The sequence below is a fragment of the Frateuria defendens genome (genome assembly GCF_001182895.1).
Classification (GTDB): domain Bacteria; phylum Pseudomonadota; class Gammaproteobacteria; order Xanthomonadales; family Rhodanobacteraceae; genus Frateuria_B; species Frateuria_B defendens.
This window is the reverse complement of the sequence record NZ_LFQR01000007.1, coordinates 46,162-61,202: the sequence shown is the minus strand read 5'-3', so window position 1 is coordinate 61,202 and position 15,041 is coordinate 46,162. Positions and strand designations below refer to the sequence as shown.

Here is a 15,041-nt window from a genome sequence, read left to right as displayed (position 1 = left end):
GCCGCAGCAGTGCAGAAAGTCAAAACCTTCACGTCAAAAGGTCTTCCAACCACCTACGGCTGAAATATATCCGTCCAAGTCGGCGTACGAAGGTGATCCGTGCCCGTGTATATCCGCGAGTCCGATGTCTGCGACGCTCCTCCAACGTGGTGATGAATTTTAGGGCGCAGTCCGTCCATAAGCATCTTGCCGTGAGCGTGTGCGAACGACACGGGTATTAGACCATTCGCAGGAAGGAAGCTATTGATCTGCGGCGGGTTGTCCGGCATTCCCGATCCTGCCCATTCAGGCTTTCCGCGCTTTCGCGGAACGTCATAGAGTGTCGAGCGAATCTGCTCGCGGGCAATCCGCGCAGCGTTGACCAGATCGTCGCGCCTAAGTTCAACGACATCTGTGATAGCAGCGTCAATCAGCTCGGGATCGATCTCTTGGAATACGGCCTTGAGATGAGCTGGTTGGGCAAACGAATGTTCTACGTCATTGAGCGGCGTAAAGACCTCTTCAACTCGTGCGACGCCATTGCGCTGTCGTTCGGCTACGGCGGTAGACAGCTCGAACTGCATTTCCTGTTCCGTCCGAAAGTCGCGATCCCGGTGAATGATGATTCGCGCATCTGGCCGCATGTCGGTAATTATGCTCGCCAGCAGCCTGGCCGCGGGAAGATTCCCGCAGCCGTTGTAAGAGAGGACAGCTAGGTTGTCCGGCGCTCCGTTAGCTTTTGCCAGTATGGTCACCGGCTTCGTCAGCTTGTCCTCTGTCATGAGGATCATCGGCCGCGCCGGATCGAACGCATCGGCACCGGCAGAGAGCGCGCCCAGCGCCATCAAAATTGGGATGGCTGGACGCTGGGCAACGTCAACCGGGACTTTCGCACCATCGCTCATCCAGACAACTGCCGCATTCGGGTCGTACATGAGGCGCTGGATCAGCTGAGGCGAGTGGCTTGCAAAGAGGATGCGTGTCTGCGTTAGGGCAGCTACCCCTTTGAGCGCTTCGTAAAGGCGTCCTTGGCTATCTGCATGTAAATGCGCGTCAGGTTCATCAAGAAGGAGGAGAGGCGGCGCATAAAAGCAGGTGTAGGCGATGATCTGGATGACCTGAAGCATCCCCGTTGAGGCCATATCGAGGGTGACACATACTCCCCCAAACTCAACTTCAACCTTGACATGCCTATCGTGCTGCGGGTTATGGTCAACGATAACCCGGCTGCCCGGATAGCAGCGATCTAGGAGTGTGGAAAACGTCTTCCAGCCACTGTCTGCGGGAAGAATAGCGATGTCCTTACCTCGGCGCCAAGCTGTCCTCGCCATCTCGTCCAAGTCACGAGTGAACAGGTGATCGAGCACGGTTCGGAGGTAGAGATTTGCGTCGCCGTGCATGACGGCGGCATCTATTGCACCCTTGGTTCGCCATTCTTCTCGCAGCGGGATGCCTGACAGGCCTGGAGTGAGTATCGAAAAGGGATGATCAAGGTCTGCGAGCGCCCCCGCTAAGTCATTATCGCCAGTACGAGTAATGGCGATGTTGGCATTCTTTCCGCGGTGGACCTCGATGGTCAGCTGCTTGTCAGTGTTCGCATCCAGATCCACGCCGCGATAGTCTATTGAAAAGCCAAGGCTTTGCGTTGCGGGTTCGCCGCGTCGCAAGTCGAGCAGTCGAGCAGTTGGTCTGAAGACGATTGAATCGTTCGCAACGGTACTCACGAAGTCGAAGGCTCCGTTCACCTTCCTTCCACGGAACGCGGATTGCAGAATTGACACGCCGAGCTGCGCCGCTTGGAGTGCACTGCTTTTGCCGCTGGTGTTACCACCCACAAGAGCAGTGATGGGCTGGAGATCGACTTCTAGCGTCTCGATACGTTTGAAGTTATTAATCGTAATCTTGTCCAACCGGAATCTCATGTTTTTCCTTTTCAGGAACAGCGAATTGCTCCAATCGTAGCTGGTATCCGCCACGCCCGCTGCTGTGACACCAAAGCCACGTCATGGCTGCTTCGCAACGGCCGACCGGATTCCCCCACTTGTTGCAGCCTGTGATACGGCAAGCGTAGACGCTGCAACCGTCTGAACAGGCGGAGGAAGCGTCGTGAAGAAGAATCGGGTGCAATTTCAGGCGGGCATGAGCTTGATGACCTTTCTTGATCGTTACGGTACCGAAGCGCAGTGCCGCGAAACGTGGCGAAGGCACGCTGGCCCGGTGAATTCCACTGCCCGGACTGTGGCCACACGGGGCACTGCCACCTCGCGCAGCGGGATGCGTACCAGTGCAACCGCTGCAAGCGCCAGGTATCGCTGACCAGCGGCACCCTGTTCGCACGGACCCGGCTGCCCCTGGCACATGGTTCCTGGCGATCTACCTGATGACCCAGCACAAGAACGTCATCTCGGCGCTGGCCCTGCGCCGGCAACTGGGTGTCGTACAACACAGCCTGGCCGCTCAAGCACAAGTTGAGGCAGGCCATGGTCAAACGTGACAGCGACCAGGCGCTGGGCGGGATCGTGCAGGTGGACGATGCCTACTGGGGTGGGGAACGCCACGGCGGCGGCACCGGGCGCGGCAGTCCCGGCAAGACGCCGTTTGTGGCGGCCGTGCAATGCAATCGGGAGGGTCATCCCATCGCCATGCGGATGGACGCGATACCGGGATTCCGCAAGACGGTACTGGCGTCGCGGGCGAGGCATCATCTGTGCCTGGCGCGGCGGTGGTGAGCGACGGGTTGAACGGCTTCCCGGCGTGCTTGAAGCGGACTGCACCCACGTCCCGCTGGTCACCGGCGGCGGCCCACCCAGCGAGGCCCCATCTTCTGGTGGGTCAATACGGTGTTGGGCAACATCAAGAACGCCCTGCATGGCACCTATCGCGTACGCCCCCCTGTCCTATAGCCTCGCAACCTTAGATGCGTGAGGTGGGGGAATCAGGATGTCTCTTGTCCCAAGGCTTCTGGTGATTTCGGTCCTACCCGTCTCACGGGCCTGCCAGGAAGGCAGTCGCTGGCGAGATGGGGCAAGGCGCAGGTAATTCAGGATGCGCATATTGGCTCATTTGTGGAGCGATATGTGGGGTGACGCGCCTGTCCTCAGGCAACAAAAAGCCCTAGAAATAGGGCTTTTTTGCCGTTTTGGCGGAGAGAGTGGGATTCGAACCCACGGTAGGCTTGCACCTACGGCAGTTTTCAAGACTGCTGCCTTAAACCACTCGGCCATCTCTCCGTGGTCTTTGCATATCCCCAAAGGCAGGCCGCGGGGCGGCGTGCGCGGGCCATGCTAGCAGGAATGCCCGGGCGCGCCGATGCGGCCGGGGTCAGGCGATGCTGTCCATGCCGCTCATGTACGGGCGCAGCACCTCGGGTACGGTGATCGAGCCGTCGGCGTTCTGGTAGTTCTCCATCACCGCGATGAGGGTGCGGCCGACGGCGAGGCCGGAGCCGTTCAAGGTGTGCACCAGCTCGGGCTTGTTGGTTTCGGGGTTGCGCACGCGGGCCTGCATGCGGCGGGCCTGGAAGTCTTCGCAGTTGGAGCAGCTGGAGATCTCGCGGTAGGTGGCCTGCGAGGGCAGCCACACTTCCAGGTCGTAGGTCTTGGCGGCGGCGAAGCCCATGTCGCCGGTGCACAGCAGCACCTTGCGGTACGGCAGGCCGAGCTTTTGCAGCACGGTTTCGGCGTGGCCCACCATTTCCTCCAGCTGGTCGTAGGAGTCGGCGGCGCGGGCAACTTGCACCATCTCCACCTTCTCGAACTGGTGCTGGCGGATCATGCCGCGCACGTCGCGGCCGTAGCTGCCGGCCTCGGCGCGGAAGCACGGCGTGTGCGCGGTGAGGCGCAGCGGCAGTGCGTCGGCGTCCTGGATGGTGTCGCGCACCAGGTTGGTGAGCGAGACCTCGGCGGTGGGGATGAGGTAGCGGCGCGCCTCGCCCACGGTGGTGGCGAAGAGGTCGTCCTCGAACTTGGGCAGCTGGCCGGTGCCCTGCATGGTCTCGGCGTTCACCAGCAGCGGCACGTTGCATTCCAGGTAGCCGTGCTCGCCGGTGTGCAGGTCGAGCATGAACTGGGCAAGCGCGCGGTGCAGGCGCGCCAGCTGGCCGCGCAGCACGGTGAAGCGCGCGCCGGAGAGCTTGGCGCCGGCCTCGCCGTCGAGCCAGCCGCGGTGCTCGCCGAGTTCCACGTGGTCCTTCACCGCGAATGCGAAATCGCGCGGCGTGCCCCAGCGCAGCACTTCCTGGTTCTCGCTCTCGTCCTGGCCCAGCGGTACGGAGGGGTGCGGCAGGTTCGGGATGCCCAGGGCCATGGCGGCGAGCTTGGCCTGCACCTCGGCCAGCGCCTGCTCGTTGGCCTTGAGCTTGTCGCCCAGGCCCGCGACCTCGGCCAGCAGCGGGGCCGCGTCCTCGCCCTTGGCCTTGGCCTGGCCGATCGCCTTGGAGCGGGTGTTGCGCAGGTTCTGCCATTCTTGCGTCTCGGTGGCCAGCCGCTTGCGCTCGCTTTCGAGCGCCTCGACGGCGGCGACGTCCAGGTCGTAGCCGCGGGTTTCCTTGAGGCGTGCGGCGGTTTCGGCCAGCCGCACGCGCAGCAGGGCGGGATCCAGCATGGGAGGCGTCCAGTGAAAGCGTGAGATCGGGATTATCGCCGCCCGCCGACGGGCGCTGCAACGCAACGCGGCCCGCCACCGCGTTGCGCCGTGCCGGCCTGCCGCGTCAGACCGCCCGCAGGCGCTCGCTGCGGCCCAGCCACCAGGCCATCGCCGCGCCGGCCAGCAGCCAGCCCACCAGTTCCTCCACCAGGGCCGCGACGGTGAAGTTGCCGGGGAAGCGGTACCAGGTCCAGTACGGCACCAGCAGGCTGAGCCAGGCGAACACCGCCGCCGCCGCCGAGATGGCCAGCCGCCGCCGGAAGCCGAACGCGGAGAGCGCCAGCACGAAGGCCAGCGCCAGCGCGGCCAGCGTGTCCGACAGCCACTGGTGGAACAGTTGCGGCCCCATCTTCGTCATGTCCCTGCCCTGGGGCGAATACACCACGAACGCATACGGCGAAGCTTCGGCCTTGGCGCCGTAGGCCTTTACCTTGGCCTCGTCGTGCATGCCCTCCGGCCCCAGCCACGGCAGGACGTAGACGCCCGCCTCGCCGCCCAGGCCCTCGCGCAGCACGGACAGCACCTTGTCCTCGTCCGCCGGCGCCCGCAGGCCGGTCTCGCCCAGCCCCAGCACCGTATGCGCCAGGGCGCCCCAGATGAACATCACGATGCCGCCGATCAGTGCAGCCACGATCACGCGCATGACACGTCCCTCCCCGTGTGGTGCGGCGAATCTATGCCTGCGGCGGCGGCAACGGCAAGGGCGGCCGCGGCATGGCGCCGCCGGCCGTGGCGGCGGCGCGGGGCGGCTTCAACCGCCGCCGTGGAGCATGGCCGCCATGCGCCGCACGCGGGCCGCGTCGGTGCGCGGCACTGCGGCGTCCAGGCCCGGCAGGAACGGCGCCGCGCCCTGCGCCGGCGAGCGGGCGGAGGCGTGGAATTCGCGCGCACCGGTGGCGGCGCGCAGCGGCCCCAGGTTGTGCTCGTCGATACCCGCGCCCGGCATCACCACCAGCCGTTCGCCGGCGCGGTACACCAGTTCGGCGATCAGCCCGGCGCCTTCGATCGCCGTGGCGCTGGCGCCCGAGGTGAGCACGCGGGCGCAGCCGAGCGCGGCGACGTCTTCCAGCGCGCACAGCGGGTCGCGGCTGACGTCGATGGCACGGTGGAAGGTGACGCTCAAGCTCCCGGCGGCCTCGATCAGCGCACGCATCGTTACCAGGTCCACCTCGCCGGACGGCGTGAGCGCGCCGACGACGATGCCGTCGCACTCCAGCCGCACGCACTGCTCGATGTCGCGGCGCATCGCCTCGATCTCCAGCGGGCTGTAGACGAAGTCGCCGGCGCGCGGCCGGATCAGCACGTGCAGCGGGATGCGCAGATGCTCACGCGCCAGCGCGATGCTGCCGAACGAGGGCGTCAGCCCGCCGTTGTCCAGCCCGCCGCACAGCTCCACCCGCATCGCCCCGCCCTCTTGCGCGGCCAGTGCCGAGGTCAGCGAATCGGCCGCGACTTCCAGGCCTGCCGGGGCGGCGCGCGGGGTCATGCCGGCGGCTCGTCGCGGTACAGGCTGGCGCCGGGCAGCAGGCGGTCCTGCCGGGCCGCATCGCATACGGCGTAGCTGAAACCCTGCTGGATCGCGAAGGCGCCGACCTCGCCGCGCTTGCTCATCGCCAGGAAGCCCACCTGCAGGCTGCGGGCGCGCTCGGGCTTGCGCCGCACGATGCGCATCACCACCTCGCGACAGGCTTCCGCCGGCGTGCGGCCCTGGCGCATCAGCTCGACCACGGCGAAGCTGCCCACGTTGCGGATCACCTCCTCGCCCACGCCGGTAGAGGTGGCGCCGCCGACCTCGTTGTCGACATAGAGGCCGGCGCCGATGATCGGGCTGTCGCCGACGCGCCCGTGCATCTTCCACGCCATGCCGCTGGTGGTGCAGGCGCCGGAGAGGTTGCCGTGCGCGTCCAGCGCCAGCATGCCGATGGTGTCGTGGTTGGCCGCGCCGCCCGGCCCGTGCGCCGCGCGGTAGGCGCGGTTCTCGATGTTGGCCTCGGGCGCGTAGTGCGATTGTTTCAGCCACTCGCGCCAGGCCTTCTCCGAGGCGGGCGTGAGCAGGTTGGTCTTCTCAAAGCCCTGCGCCAGCGCGAACTGCAGGGCGCCGTCGCCCACCAGCATCACGTGCGGCGTCTTCTCCATCACCCGGCGTGCCACCGACACCGCATGCACCACGTGCTCCATGGCGGCCACCGCGCCGCAGTTGCCCTGGTGATCCATGATGCAGGCGTCCAGCGTGACGCGGCCGTCGCGGTCCGGGTAGCCCCCCAGGCCTACGGTGGGGTTGTCCGGGGCGGCCTCGGGCACGCGCACGCCCGCTTCCACCGCATCCAGCGCCGCGCCGCCCGCGGCGAGCAGCACCTTCCACGCCGCCTGGTTGGCGGCCACGCCGAAATCCCAGGTGGAAATCACCCGCGCGCCGGGTGGTCTGGGCACCTCCACTCCCTCGGCCTGCGCCGGCCCGAGGCGCAGGCCCGAGGCGGCGGCGCCGAGCCCGGCGAGCTTGAGGAAGTCACGGCGGTCGACCACGAAAGTCTCCTTGGAAAGCCTGGGCGAAGCGGGCGATGGCGATCATCGTGCGCCGCGGCGCGACATGCACGCCGCTGCGCGCAACGCCGGCGCGGCGTCTGCGGGAGGCGCGGCGCGCGTGGCGAAGAGCCCAGGCGCCCTGCCGCCGCCGCAAGCCCTCGCCAGGTCGTCCCGCGCGCTCATTTGCGCCGCGCTTCCCGCCGCGCCTCGCGAAGGGCCTGCAGTTTCTCGCGCAGCTTCAGTTCCAGCCCGCGCTCCACCGGCTCGTAGAGCACCAGGCCGTCCAGCGCGTCGGGCAGGCATTGCTGGTCCAGCGCGATGCCGCCCTCGACGTCGTGGTCGTACTGGTAGCCCTTCTTGTAGCCGAGGTCCTTCATCAATTTGGTGGGCGCGTTGCGCAGGTGCATGGGCACCTCCAGCGTGCCGCTCTGGCCCACCACCGCGCGGGCCTGGTTGTAGGCCATGTAGGCGGCGTTGCTCTTGGGCGCCACGGCCAGCCAGATGGCGAGCTGCGCGAGGCCCAGCTCGCCCTCGGGGCTGCCCAGGCGCTCGTAGGTGTCCCAGGCGTCCAGCGCCATGCGCCAGGCGCGCGGCTCGGCCAGGCCGACGTCCTCCACCGCCATGCGCGTGAGGCGCCGGGCGATGTAGAGCGGGTCGCAGCCGCCGTCGAGCATGCGGGCCAGCCAATACACCGCGGCGTCCGGGTCGGAGGAGCGCACGGATTTGTGCAGCGCCGAGATCTGGTCGTAGAACTGCTCGCCGCCCTTGTCGAAGCGGCGCGTGCGGTCGGCCAGCACCTGTTCCAGGGTGGCCTCGCCGATGTGGCCGCGCCCTTCGGTATCCTGCTCGGCCAGTTCGCCGGCGATCTCCAGCAGGGTGAGGCCGCGGCGCACGTCGCCGTCGGCAGCGCGGGCGATCAGGTGCAGGGCTTCGTCGCCCACCTCGAGCTTGAGGTTGCCGAGGCCGCGTTCGCGGTCGGCCAGCGCGCGCCGGAGCGCCGCCACGATGTCCTCCGCCGATACGGCCTCGAGCACGTGCACGCGGCAGCGCGAGAGCAGCGCCGAGTTCAGCTCGAAGGAAGGGTTCTCGGTGGTGGCGCCGATGAAGATGATCACGCCCTTCTCGATGTGCGGCAGGAAGGCATCCTGCTGCGCCTTGTTGAAGCGGTGCACCTCGTCCACGAACAGCACGGTGCGCCGCCCCTGGGCGAAGTTCGCCTCCGCCTCGGCCAGCGCCTTGCGCACCTCGGGCAGGCCCGAAAGCACGGCGGAGATGGCGCGGAAGTCGGCATCGGCATAGTGCGCCACCAGCAGCGCCAGCGTGGTCTTGCCGCAGCCCGGCGGCCCCCACAGCACCATCGAATGCACGCGCCCGGCTTCCAGCGCGCGGCGCAGCGCCTTGCCGGGCGCCAGCACGCGCTGCTGGCCGACGATCTCGTCCAGGGTGCGCGGCCGCATGCGCTCGGCCAGCGGCTTCAGGTCCTCGGGCTCGGCGAATAATTGGGGATGGGAGGAAGCCATGCGCCGATGATAGCTCGACGCCCGCGCATGCCTAAGCACCCCACGCATGAAACGCGACTGCGCTGTTGTAGGAGTGAGCCTTGCGCGCGACAAGACAGCGCAGCGGCAACGCTGCAGCATCGCGGTCGCGCGCAAGGCGCGCTCCTACATGGCGGGGCACGAAGTGGTGCCTCGGCCTGTCTTCGATCGCCGGCGCTAAGCCCCGTTGCCGGGCAGGCGGTAATGGCGGTAGACCGCGTAGCCCAGCCCCACCACGCCCGTGAGCACCGCCGGCACCAGCAGCACGCGCTCGCGCCACAGCGCGAAGCCCAGTGCGCCGGCCGCGGCGCCGGCGATGAAGTGCCCCGCCACCAGCAGGCAGACGTGGATGCGCAGCATGTCCACCTCCAGCCCGCGCAGGCGCTGGCCGAGGTAGATGCCGAGGTCGGTGAAGATGCCGGTGAGGTGGGTGGTGCGGAAGGTGGCGCCGCTGTAGGTGCTCACCATCGCGTTCTGCAGCCCACAGGCGGCGGAGGCGAAGTAGATGCCGAGGTCGCGGCCCTGGTGGATCAGCGGCGTGGCGAGGAACAGCGCCAGCGACTCGATCATCAGCACCACGCCGTAGCGGCGCCCGAGCTTGAGCGTGTGCTGCTGCACGATGAAGCCGCTCGTCACCGCCCCGGCCAGGAAGGCGCCGAGCGCCAGCACCCAGTGCAACGCCTCGCCGCCGTCGCCGCGGGCCAGGGCGATGCCGATCTCCGTGCTGGTGCCGGTCAGGTGGGTGATCGGCTGGTGGCGGAAGCACAGGTAGCCGACCGTGTTGATGCCGCCGGCGACGAAGGCCAGCAGGCCGCCGCCGATCCAGGCCCAGCGCGGCAGCTGGCGCAGCATGGCTAGGGCCTGCTCGGGCGCGGGCTGCCGGCAGGGCGCATGGGGCGGGCTTCCCCTAGTCCTTGATCGGCTGGGTGGTGATCACCGGCAGGTCGCCGATCACGTCGGCGCCCTTGGGCGGCACGAAGTTGAAGCTGGCCGGCGGGATCTCGATGTTGCGCTGCCAGCCGCTGAAGCGGATGTCGGTGACGGCGCCGAGCTGGTCGCGGAAGCGCATGCGGGCCAGGCCACTGGCGTCGAAGCCCAGGTCGGCGTAGTCGAACTGCGGGTCCTTGGCGGCGGAGGTGAGGCGCAGCCACACCAGGCCGTCGTGCTCGCCCTGCTCGCTCACCTTGAAGTCGCGGTCCATCTGCTTCAAGTCCGTGAGCACGGTGAGCGGGCTATGCGATTCCTCGGTGCTCTGCACGCGCACGGTGACTTGCTCCAGCTCCGGGTCGTACAGCCACACGCGGCTGCCGTCGGCCACGATGGTCTGCTTGTAGGGCGCCGTGGTTTCCCAGCGGAACTGCCGCGGCGCCTGCAGGGCCAGCGTGCCGGAGCTGGCCTTGGGCGGCTGGCCCTCGCCGCCGCTCAGGGCCTGCTGGAAGCGGCCGCTGAGCGAGTGCAGGTCCCTGGCGAAGGCGTTGAGCCGCGCCCGCGCCGGCCCGGCGGTCTGCGCGTGCGCGGAGAGGCCCAGTGCCAGCATGGCGGTGGCGAGAACGAGCAACAGACGCTTCATCGGATTCCCTGTGCGAAGGCGGGTCATGGCCCGCGCAGTGTGCGCGGCGCGGGCTTAATGGCGGCTAGTGTAAGCGCGCGGCGCGGCGCCGAGCATCCCTCCGCGCCGGTGAGCCGTGCGCCCGCCGCGTGCTAGTTTGACGGGCGGCGTACCTCACGCCTGCCCTCTTCGCGCCTGCCGCGACACGAGCCGCCTGCACGGCGGCGACAGGGCTTTCCATCCACCGATCCGGACCCGCATCCCAGCAATGAGCTTACCTTCCGACAACCGTCCCGAAATCTGGCTGATCCGCCATGGCGAAACCGCGTGGAGCCTGTCCGGCCAGCACACCGGCCGCACCGACATCCCGCTGACCGACAACGGCCGCCGCCAGGCCGAGGCGCTCAAGCCGCTGCTGGAACGCCAGCCCTTCGACCTGGTGCTGTGCAGCCCGCTCGGCCGCGCCCGGGAGACCTGCCGCCTGGCGGGGCTGGGCGACCGCGCCGAGCTGGAGCCGCGCCTGCTGGAGTGGAACTACGGCATCTACGAGGGCCGCAAGACGCTGGACATCCGCAAGGAGACGCCCGGCTGGTCGGTGTGGAGCTCCCCGATCCCCCAGGGCGAGGACGCCGCCACGATCCAGGCGCGCGCCGAATCCTTGATCGAGCGCCTGCTGGGAACGCGCGGCCGCATCGCGCTGTTCGCCCACGCGCACATCCTGCGCGTGCTGGCCAGCTGCTGGATCGCGGGTTCCGCGCAGATGGGCGCGCACCTGGTGCTGGGCACCGCTTCGGTGAGCAAGCTGGGCTTCGACCGCGAGAACCGCGCGATCCTGCAGTGGAACGCGATCCACCACTGAGCGGGCGCGCCTCTCGCCGCGGCCCGTCGTGGCCGCGGCGAGAGGCGCAGCATGAAGCGCACCGGCCATGCCGCCATAGTTATTGACTGATCTATCCTTAACTGCCAGCATGACGCCATGGCACGCCCACGCAACTTCGACCGGGACCAGGTCCTCGACACCGCCATCCATGTCTTCCGCGAACATGGCTTCGAGGGCACCTCGACGGAGGAACTCGTGGCGGCGATGGGCATTGGCCGGCAAAGCCTGTACGGCGCCTTCGGCGACAAGCGCTCGCTCTATCTCGAAGCGCTGCGGCGCTACAGCGCCCACAGCGTGGCGGACCTGATCGGCGCGGGGCGCGGCAGCGGCTCGCCGCTGCAGGCGATCGAGGCGATGCTGCGCTATTTCACCGAGCACCATGCCAGGGCCGAAACCGCCGCCTGCCTGGGCGTCGGGGCCATCTGCGAATTCGGTACCGCGGACGCGCAGGTCCGCCAGATCACCCACGAAAGCGGGCTGGTGCTCGGCCGTTTCCTCGAACGCACCCTCGGCGAGGCACAGGCGCTCGGCGAGATCGACGCCGCGCTGGACATCAAGGCGTCGGCGCGCTTCATCGCCACCACGCTGATGGGCATGAAGGTGGCCGCGCGCGGCGGCGCCAGTGCCGGCGAACTGCGCGGCATCGCCGAGCTGGCCTTGCGCAGCCTGGCCCGCTGAGCGCCGTCCGGCGCTTTTTATTTACCCTTTTATTGAACGATCAGTCAAATAAGGAGAAAGCAACATGCAACGCTTCATCGACAAGGTGGTGGTGATTACCGGCGGCAGCTCCGGCATCGGCCTGGCCGCAGCCCGGCAGTTCGCCGCCGAGGGCGCCCATGTCTACATCGCGGGCCGACGCACCGCGGAGCTGGACGAGGCCGTGGCGGCTATCGGCGACCGCGCCACCGCCGTGCAGGCCGACGTCGCCAGGATCGACGACCTGCAACGCCTCTACCGGACCGTGCAGGCGGCCCACGGCCGCGTCGACGTGGTGTTCGCCAACGCCGGCCTGGTCGTCAACGGCATGCTGGAGGATCTGACCGACGAGCAGTACCAGCGGCAGTTCGACGTCAACGTCAAAGGCGTGCTGTTCACCGTGCAGCTGGCACTGCCGCTGATGGGGCCCGGGGGCACGGTGGTGCTCAACGGCTCCATCGCCGGCATCAAGGCTTTTCCGGCCAGCAGCCTGTACAGCGCCTCGAAGGCGGCGGTGCGCTCGTTCGCCCGCTCGTGGACGCTGGATCTCAAGGGGCGCGGCATCCGCGTCAACGTGGTCAGCCCCGGCCCCACCGAGACGAACGTGCTGCAGGCCAGCGGCTATACGGCCGAACAGGTCAGCCAGGCCAAGGACCACCTGGCGCAGGCCATTCCGCTGGGGCGCATGGCGCAGGCCGACGAGGTGGCCCGCGGCGTGCTGTTCCTCGCCAGCGAGGACAGCAGCTTCATGGCGGGCGGCGAGCTGTTCATCGACGGCGGCATCGCCCAGGTCTGACGCGGGACACATCGGCGGCGCGGCGGCCAGGGCGATGCCCCCTGCCCCGCGCCGTCGTCATTTCGGCGGCGGCGGGGCCAACACCTCGCGGTTGCCGTTGTGCTGGGGCGCGCTGACCACGCCGTCCTGCTCCATCTGCTCGATCAGCCGCGCGGCGCGGTTGTAGCCGATGCGCAGGTGGCGCTGCACGCCCGAGATCGAGGCGCGGCGCGTCTGGGTGACGATGGCCACGGCCTTGTCGTAGAGCTGCGTATCGCCGTCGCCGCCTTCCTCGCCGTCCTGCGGCAGGCCCGAGTCGTTGATGAACTTGCCGTCGGCGGTGGCCTGCACCTCCTCCAGCACGCCCTCGATGTACTGCGGCGCGCCCTGGGCCTTGAGCCAGTTGACCACGTTGTGCACCTCGTGGTCGTCCACGAAGGCGCCGTGCACGCGGTCGGGCGTGGCGGTGCCGGGCGGCAGGTAGAGCATGTCGCCGTGGCCGAGCAAGGTCTCCGCGCCCGACTGGTCGAGGATGGTGCGCGAGTCGATCTTGCTGGACACCTGGAAGGCGATGCGGGTGGGGATGTTGGCCTTGATCAGGCCGGTGATCACGTCCACCGACGGGCGCTGCGTGGCCAGCACCAGATGCACACCGGCGGCGCGCGCCTTCTGCGCCAGGCGGGCGATGAGTTCTTCCACCTTCTTGCCGACGATCATCATCATGTCGGCGAACTCGTCGATGATCACCACGATGTAGGGCAAGGGCTCCAGCGGCTCGGCGGCGAGGTTGGGCATCTCGGGGCTGGGGCGGAACAGCGGGTCCAGCAACGGCTGGCCAGCGTTCTCCGCGTCGCGCACCTTCTTGTTGAAGCCGGCGAGGTTCCTCACGCCCACCGCGGCCATCAGCTTGTAGCGGCGCTCCATCTCGGCCACGCACCAGCGCAGCGCGTTGGCGGCCTCCTTCATGTCGGTGACCACCGGCGCCAGCAGGTGCGGGATGCCCTCGTACACCGAAAGCTCCAGCATCTTCGGGTCGATCATGATCATCCGCACGTCTTTCGGGCTGGCCTTGTAGAGCAGCGAAAGCACCATGGCGTTCACCGCCACCGACTTGCCCGAGCCGGTGGTGCCGGCCACCAGCAGGTGCGGCATCTTGGCCAGGTCCGCCACCGTGGGGCGGCCGCCGATGTCCTTGCCGAGCGCGAGGGTGAGCGGGGACTTCATCTGGTCGTACTTGTCCGATCGCAGGATCTCGGAGAGGTAGACGATCTGCTTCTTGGCGTTGGGGATCTCCAGGCCGATCACGTTCTTGCCCGGGATCACGTCCACCACGCGCACGCTCACCACCGAGAGGCCGCGCGCGATGTCCTTGTCGAGGCTGGACACCTGCGAGCCGCGCACGCCGGCGGCGGGCTCCAGCTCGAAGCGGGTGATGACGGGGCCGGGGTAGACGCCCACCACCTTGGCCTCGATGCGGAAGTCCTTGAGCTTCAACTCCACCTGGCGCGAGAGCACCTCCAGCGTCTCTTCCGAATAGCCCGGGCCCTGCTCCGGCGCCTCGTCCAGTAGCGACAGCGGCGGCAGCTCGCCCGGCTGCGAGGCGCCGGTGAACAGCGGGATCTGCGTCTCCACCTTGGCCCGCTCGCTCTTGGCCACCGGCGCCGCCGGGGCCTCGATGCGCACCGGCTCGCGCTTGGCCTGGCGCACCGCCTCGGATTTCTTGACCACCTCGCGCTCGGCGCGCGCCTGCTGCGCCTTGAGCGCTTCGGGCGCCTGCCGCAGCTTGCCGCGCAGCCAGGCGGCCAGCCACAGCACGCCCATGCCGGTCCAGTCCATCACCTTGAACCAGGACAGGCCGGTGGCCAGGGTCACCGCGACCAGGAAGATCGCCAGCAGCAGCAGCGGCGCGCCGGTATCGCCGAAGGCGTGCAGCACGCCGTGGCCCACCCACTGCCCCACGATGCCGCCCACGCCCTGCGGCAGCACCGGGGTGCGGTTGAACTCAAGGTACAGCAGCGCCGGCGCGGTGATGAAGAAGAACACGAAGCCGATCAGCCGCAGCGACGGCTCCCACGGCTGCACGCTGCGCTCGCCGCGCTGGCGCAGCACCTGCACGCCGAGCAGGATCAAGAGCAGCGGGAAGCAGTACGACACCAGCCCGAAGATGTAGCGCAGCAGGTTGGCAATGTTGGCCCCCACCGCGCCGCCGAAGTTGCGCACGTGGTCGGTGGCGCCGGCATGGCCCCAGCTCGGGTCCTGGTCGTTGTAGCTGAACAGGCACACCAGCAGGTACAGGGCCAGCGGCAGCAGCAGCAGCGCGCCGGCTTCGCGCAGCCGGCGCTTGAGCTCCTCGCTCAGCCCCGGCTTGGCCTTATCGTTCTTGACGTTCGCGCTGCGCGCCACCAATCGCTCTTCCTCGGGATGTCGTGTGGACGTGACTTTAAACTACGGCGCGCA

14 protein-coding genes and 1 tRNA gene are annotated in these 15,041 nt (G+C 68.2%); 5 read left to right on the top strand and 10 right to left on the bottom strand.

Annotated elements, in window-relative coordinates:
* Window positions 1–53: 53 nt before the first annotated feature.
* Entirely contained in the window at window positions 54–1,955 is a 1,902-nt protein-coding gene (locus tag ACH65_RS18710; protein ID WP_153242431.1) for an AAA family ATPase, read from the bottom strand.
* A 207-nt stretch (window positions 1,956–2,162) separates the two neighbouring features.
* On the opposite strand from ACH65_RS18710, the gene ACH65_RS21120 reads away from it, so the two are divergent.
* Together ACH65_RS21120 and ACH65_RS18700 are read left to right on the top strand one after the other, a co-directional pair.
* Window positions 2,163–2,360: a transposase gene (locus ACH65_RS21120; RefSeq protein ID WP_082190094.1), complete on the top strand. Its 198-nt coding sequence runs from the start codon at window positions 2,163–2,165 to the stop codon at window positions 2,358–2,360.
* A 99-nt stretch (window positions 2,361–2,459) separates the two neighbouring features.
* Window positions 2,460–2,708 (top strand): transposase, encoded by a 249-nt coding sequence (locus ACH65_RS18700; protein WP_153242430.1) that lies wholly within the window; start codon window positions 2,460–2,462, stop codon window positions 2,706–2,708.
* Window positions 2,709–3,119: 411 nt separating this feature from the next.
* Here ACH65_RS18700 and ACH65_RS02325 read toward each other — a convergent pair.
* The 8 genes from ACH65_RS02325 to lolA form a co-directional block, all read right to left on the bottom strand.
* Window positions 3,120–3,209 (bottom strand) — tRNA-Ser (locus tag ACH65_RS02325).
* 91 nt (window positions 3,210–3,300) lie between these two features.
* Window positions 3,301–4,581 carry a serine--tRNA ligase gene (serS, locus tag ACH65_RS02320; protein WP_049620964.1) on the bottom strand — a complete coding sequence of 427 codons (1,281 nt, stop codon included), beginning with the start codon at window positions 4,579–4,581 and terminating at the stop codon, window positions 3,301–3,303.
* Window positions 4,582–4,687: 106 nt separating this feature from the next.
* Window positions 4,688–5,266, bottom strand: coding sequence for a hypothetical protein (locus ACH65_RS02315; protein ID WP_049620963.1), 579 nt, complete (start codon window positions 5,264–5,266; stop codon window positions 4,688–4,690).
* A gap of 108 nt (window positions 5,267–5,374) precedes the next feature.
* Window positions 5,375–6,109 (bottom strand): copper homeostasis protein CutC, encoded by a 735-nt coding sequence (locus ACH65_RS02310; RefSeq protein ID WP_049620962.1) that lies wholly within the window; start codon window positions 6,107–6,109, stop codon window positions 5,375–5,377.
* Window positions 6,106–7,146, bottom strand: coding sequence for a glycosylasparaginase (locus ACH65_RS02305; RefSeq protein WP_049620961.1), 1,041 nt, complete (start codon window positions 7,144–7,146; stop codon window positions 6,106–6,108). The genes ACH65_RS02310 and ACH65_RS02305 overlap by 4 nt, the downstream gene beginning before the upstream one ends.
* A 179-nt stretch (window positions 7,147–7,325) precedes the next feature.
* Window positions 7,326–8,666 (bottom strand): replication-associated recombination protein A, encoded by a 1,341-nt coding sequence (locus ACH65_RS02300; RefSeq protein WP_049620960.1) that lies wholly within the window; start codon window positions 8,664–8,666, stop codon window positions 7,326–7,328.
* Between the two features lie 195 nt (window positions 8,667–8,861).
* Window positions 8,862–9,536 carry a YoaK family protein gene (locus ACH65_RS02295; protein WP_049620959.1) on the bottom strand — a complete coding sequence of 225 codons (675 nt, stop codon included), beginning with the start codon at window positions 9,534–9,536 and terminating at the stop codon, window positions 8,862–8,864.
* A 55-nt stretch (window positions 9,537–9,591) separates the two neighbouring features.
* The gene (lolA, locus tag ACH65_RS02290; RefSeq protein ID WP_049620958.1) at window positions 9,592–10,254 is read right to left on the bottom strand and encodes an outer membrane lipoprotein periplasmic chaperone LolA; all 663 of its coding nucleotides are present in this window, start codon (window positions 10,252–10,254) and stop codon (window positions 9,592–9,594) included.
* Between the two features lie 247 nt (window positions 10,255–10,501).
* On the opposite strand from lolA, the gene ACH65_RS02285 reads away from it, so the two are divergent.
* From ACH65_RS02285 to ACH65_RS02275, 3 genes are all read left to right on the top strand, one after another.
* Window positions 10,502–11,092, top strand: a complete 591-nt coding sequence (locus ACH65_RS02285) for a histidine phosphatase family protein (RefSeq protein ID WP_049620957.1) — start codon at window positions 10,502–10,504, stop codon at window positions 11,090–11,092.
* 117 nt (window positions 11,093–11,209) lie between these two features.
* Entirely contained in the window at window positions 11,210–11,791 is a 582-nt protein-coding gene (locus tag ACH65_RS02280) for a TetR/AcrR family transcriptional regulator (protein WP_049620956.1), read from the top strand.
* Between the two features lie 64 nt (window positions 11,792–11,855).
* Window positions 11,856–12,605, top strand: a complete 750-nt coding sequence (locus ACH65_RS02275) for an SDR family oxidoreductase (RefSeq protein WP_049620955.1) — start codon at window positions 11,856–11,858, stop codon at window positions 12,603–12,605.
* Between the two features lie 57 nt (window positions 12,606–12,662).
* Here the strand turns inward: ACH65_RS02275 and ACH65_RS02270 are convergent, their stop codons facing one another.
* The gene (locus ACH65_RS02270; protein WP_049621000.1) at window positions 12,663–14,987 is read right to left on the bottom strand and encodes a DNA translocase FtsK; all 2,325 of its coding nucleotides are present in this window, start codon (window positions 14,985–14,987) and stop codon (window positions 12,663–12,665) included.
* Window positions 14,988–15,041 lie beyond the last annotated feature (54 nt).

Bases quoted from the DNA above. Each gene is read 5' to 3' on its own strand.
- ACH65_RS18700 (WP_153242430.1), top strand. From the start codon at position 2,460: ATGGTCAAACGTGACAGCGACCAGGCGCTGGGCGGGATCGTGCAGGTG.
- serS (WP_049620964.1), bottom strand. From the start codon at position 4,581: ATGCTGGATCCCGCCCTGCTGCGCGTGCGGCTGGCCGAAACCGCCGCA.
- ACH65_RS02315 (WP_049620963.1), bottom strand. From the start codon at position 5,266: ATGCGCGTGATCGTGGCTGCACTGATCGGCGGCATCGTGATGTTCATC.
- ACH65_RS02310 (WP_049620962.1), bottom strand. From the start codon at position 6,109: ATGACCCCGCGCGCCGCCCCGGCAGGCCTGGAAGTCGCGGCCGATTCG.
- ACH65_RS02300 (WP_049620960.1), bottom strand. From the start codon at position 8,666: ATGGCTTCCTCCCATCCCCAATTATTCGCCGAGCCCGAGGACCTGAAG.
- ACH65_RS02295 (WP_049620959.1), bottom strand. From the start codon at position 9,536: ATGCTGCGCCAGCTGCCGCGCTGGGCCTGGATCGGCGGCGGCCTGCTG.
- lolA (WP_049620958.1), bottom strand. From the start codon at position 10,254: ATGAAGCGTCTGTTGCTCGTTCTCGCCACCGCCATGCTGGCACTGGGC.
- ACH65_RS02285 (WP_049620957.1), top strand. From the start codon at position 10,502: ATGAGCTTACCTTCCGACAACCGTCCCGAAATCTGGCTGATCCGCCAT.
- ACH65_RS02280 (WP_049620956.1), top strand. From the start codon at position 11,210: ATGGCACGCCCACGCAACTTCGACCGGGACCAGGTCCTCGACACCGCC.
- ACH65_RS02275 (WP_049620955.1), top strand. From the start codon at position 11,856: ATGCAACGCTTCATCGACAAGGTGGTGGTGATTACCGGCGGCAGCTCC.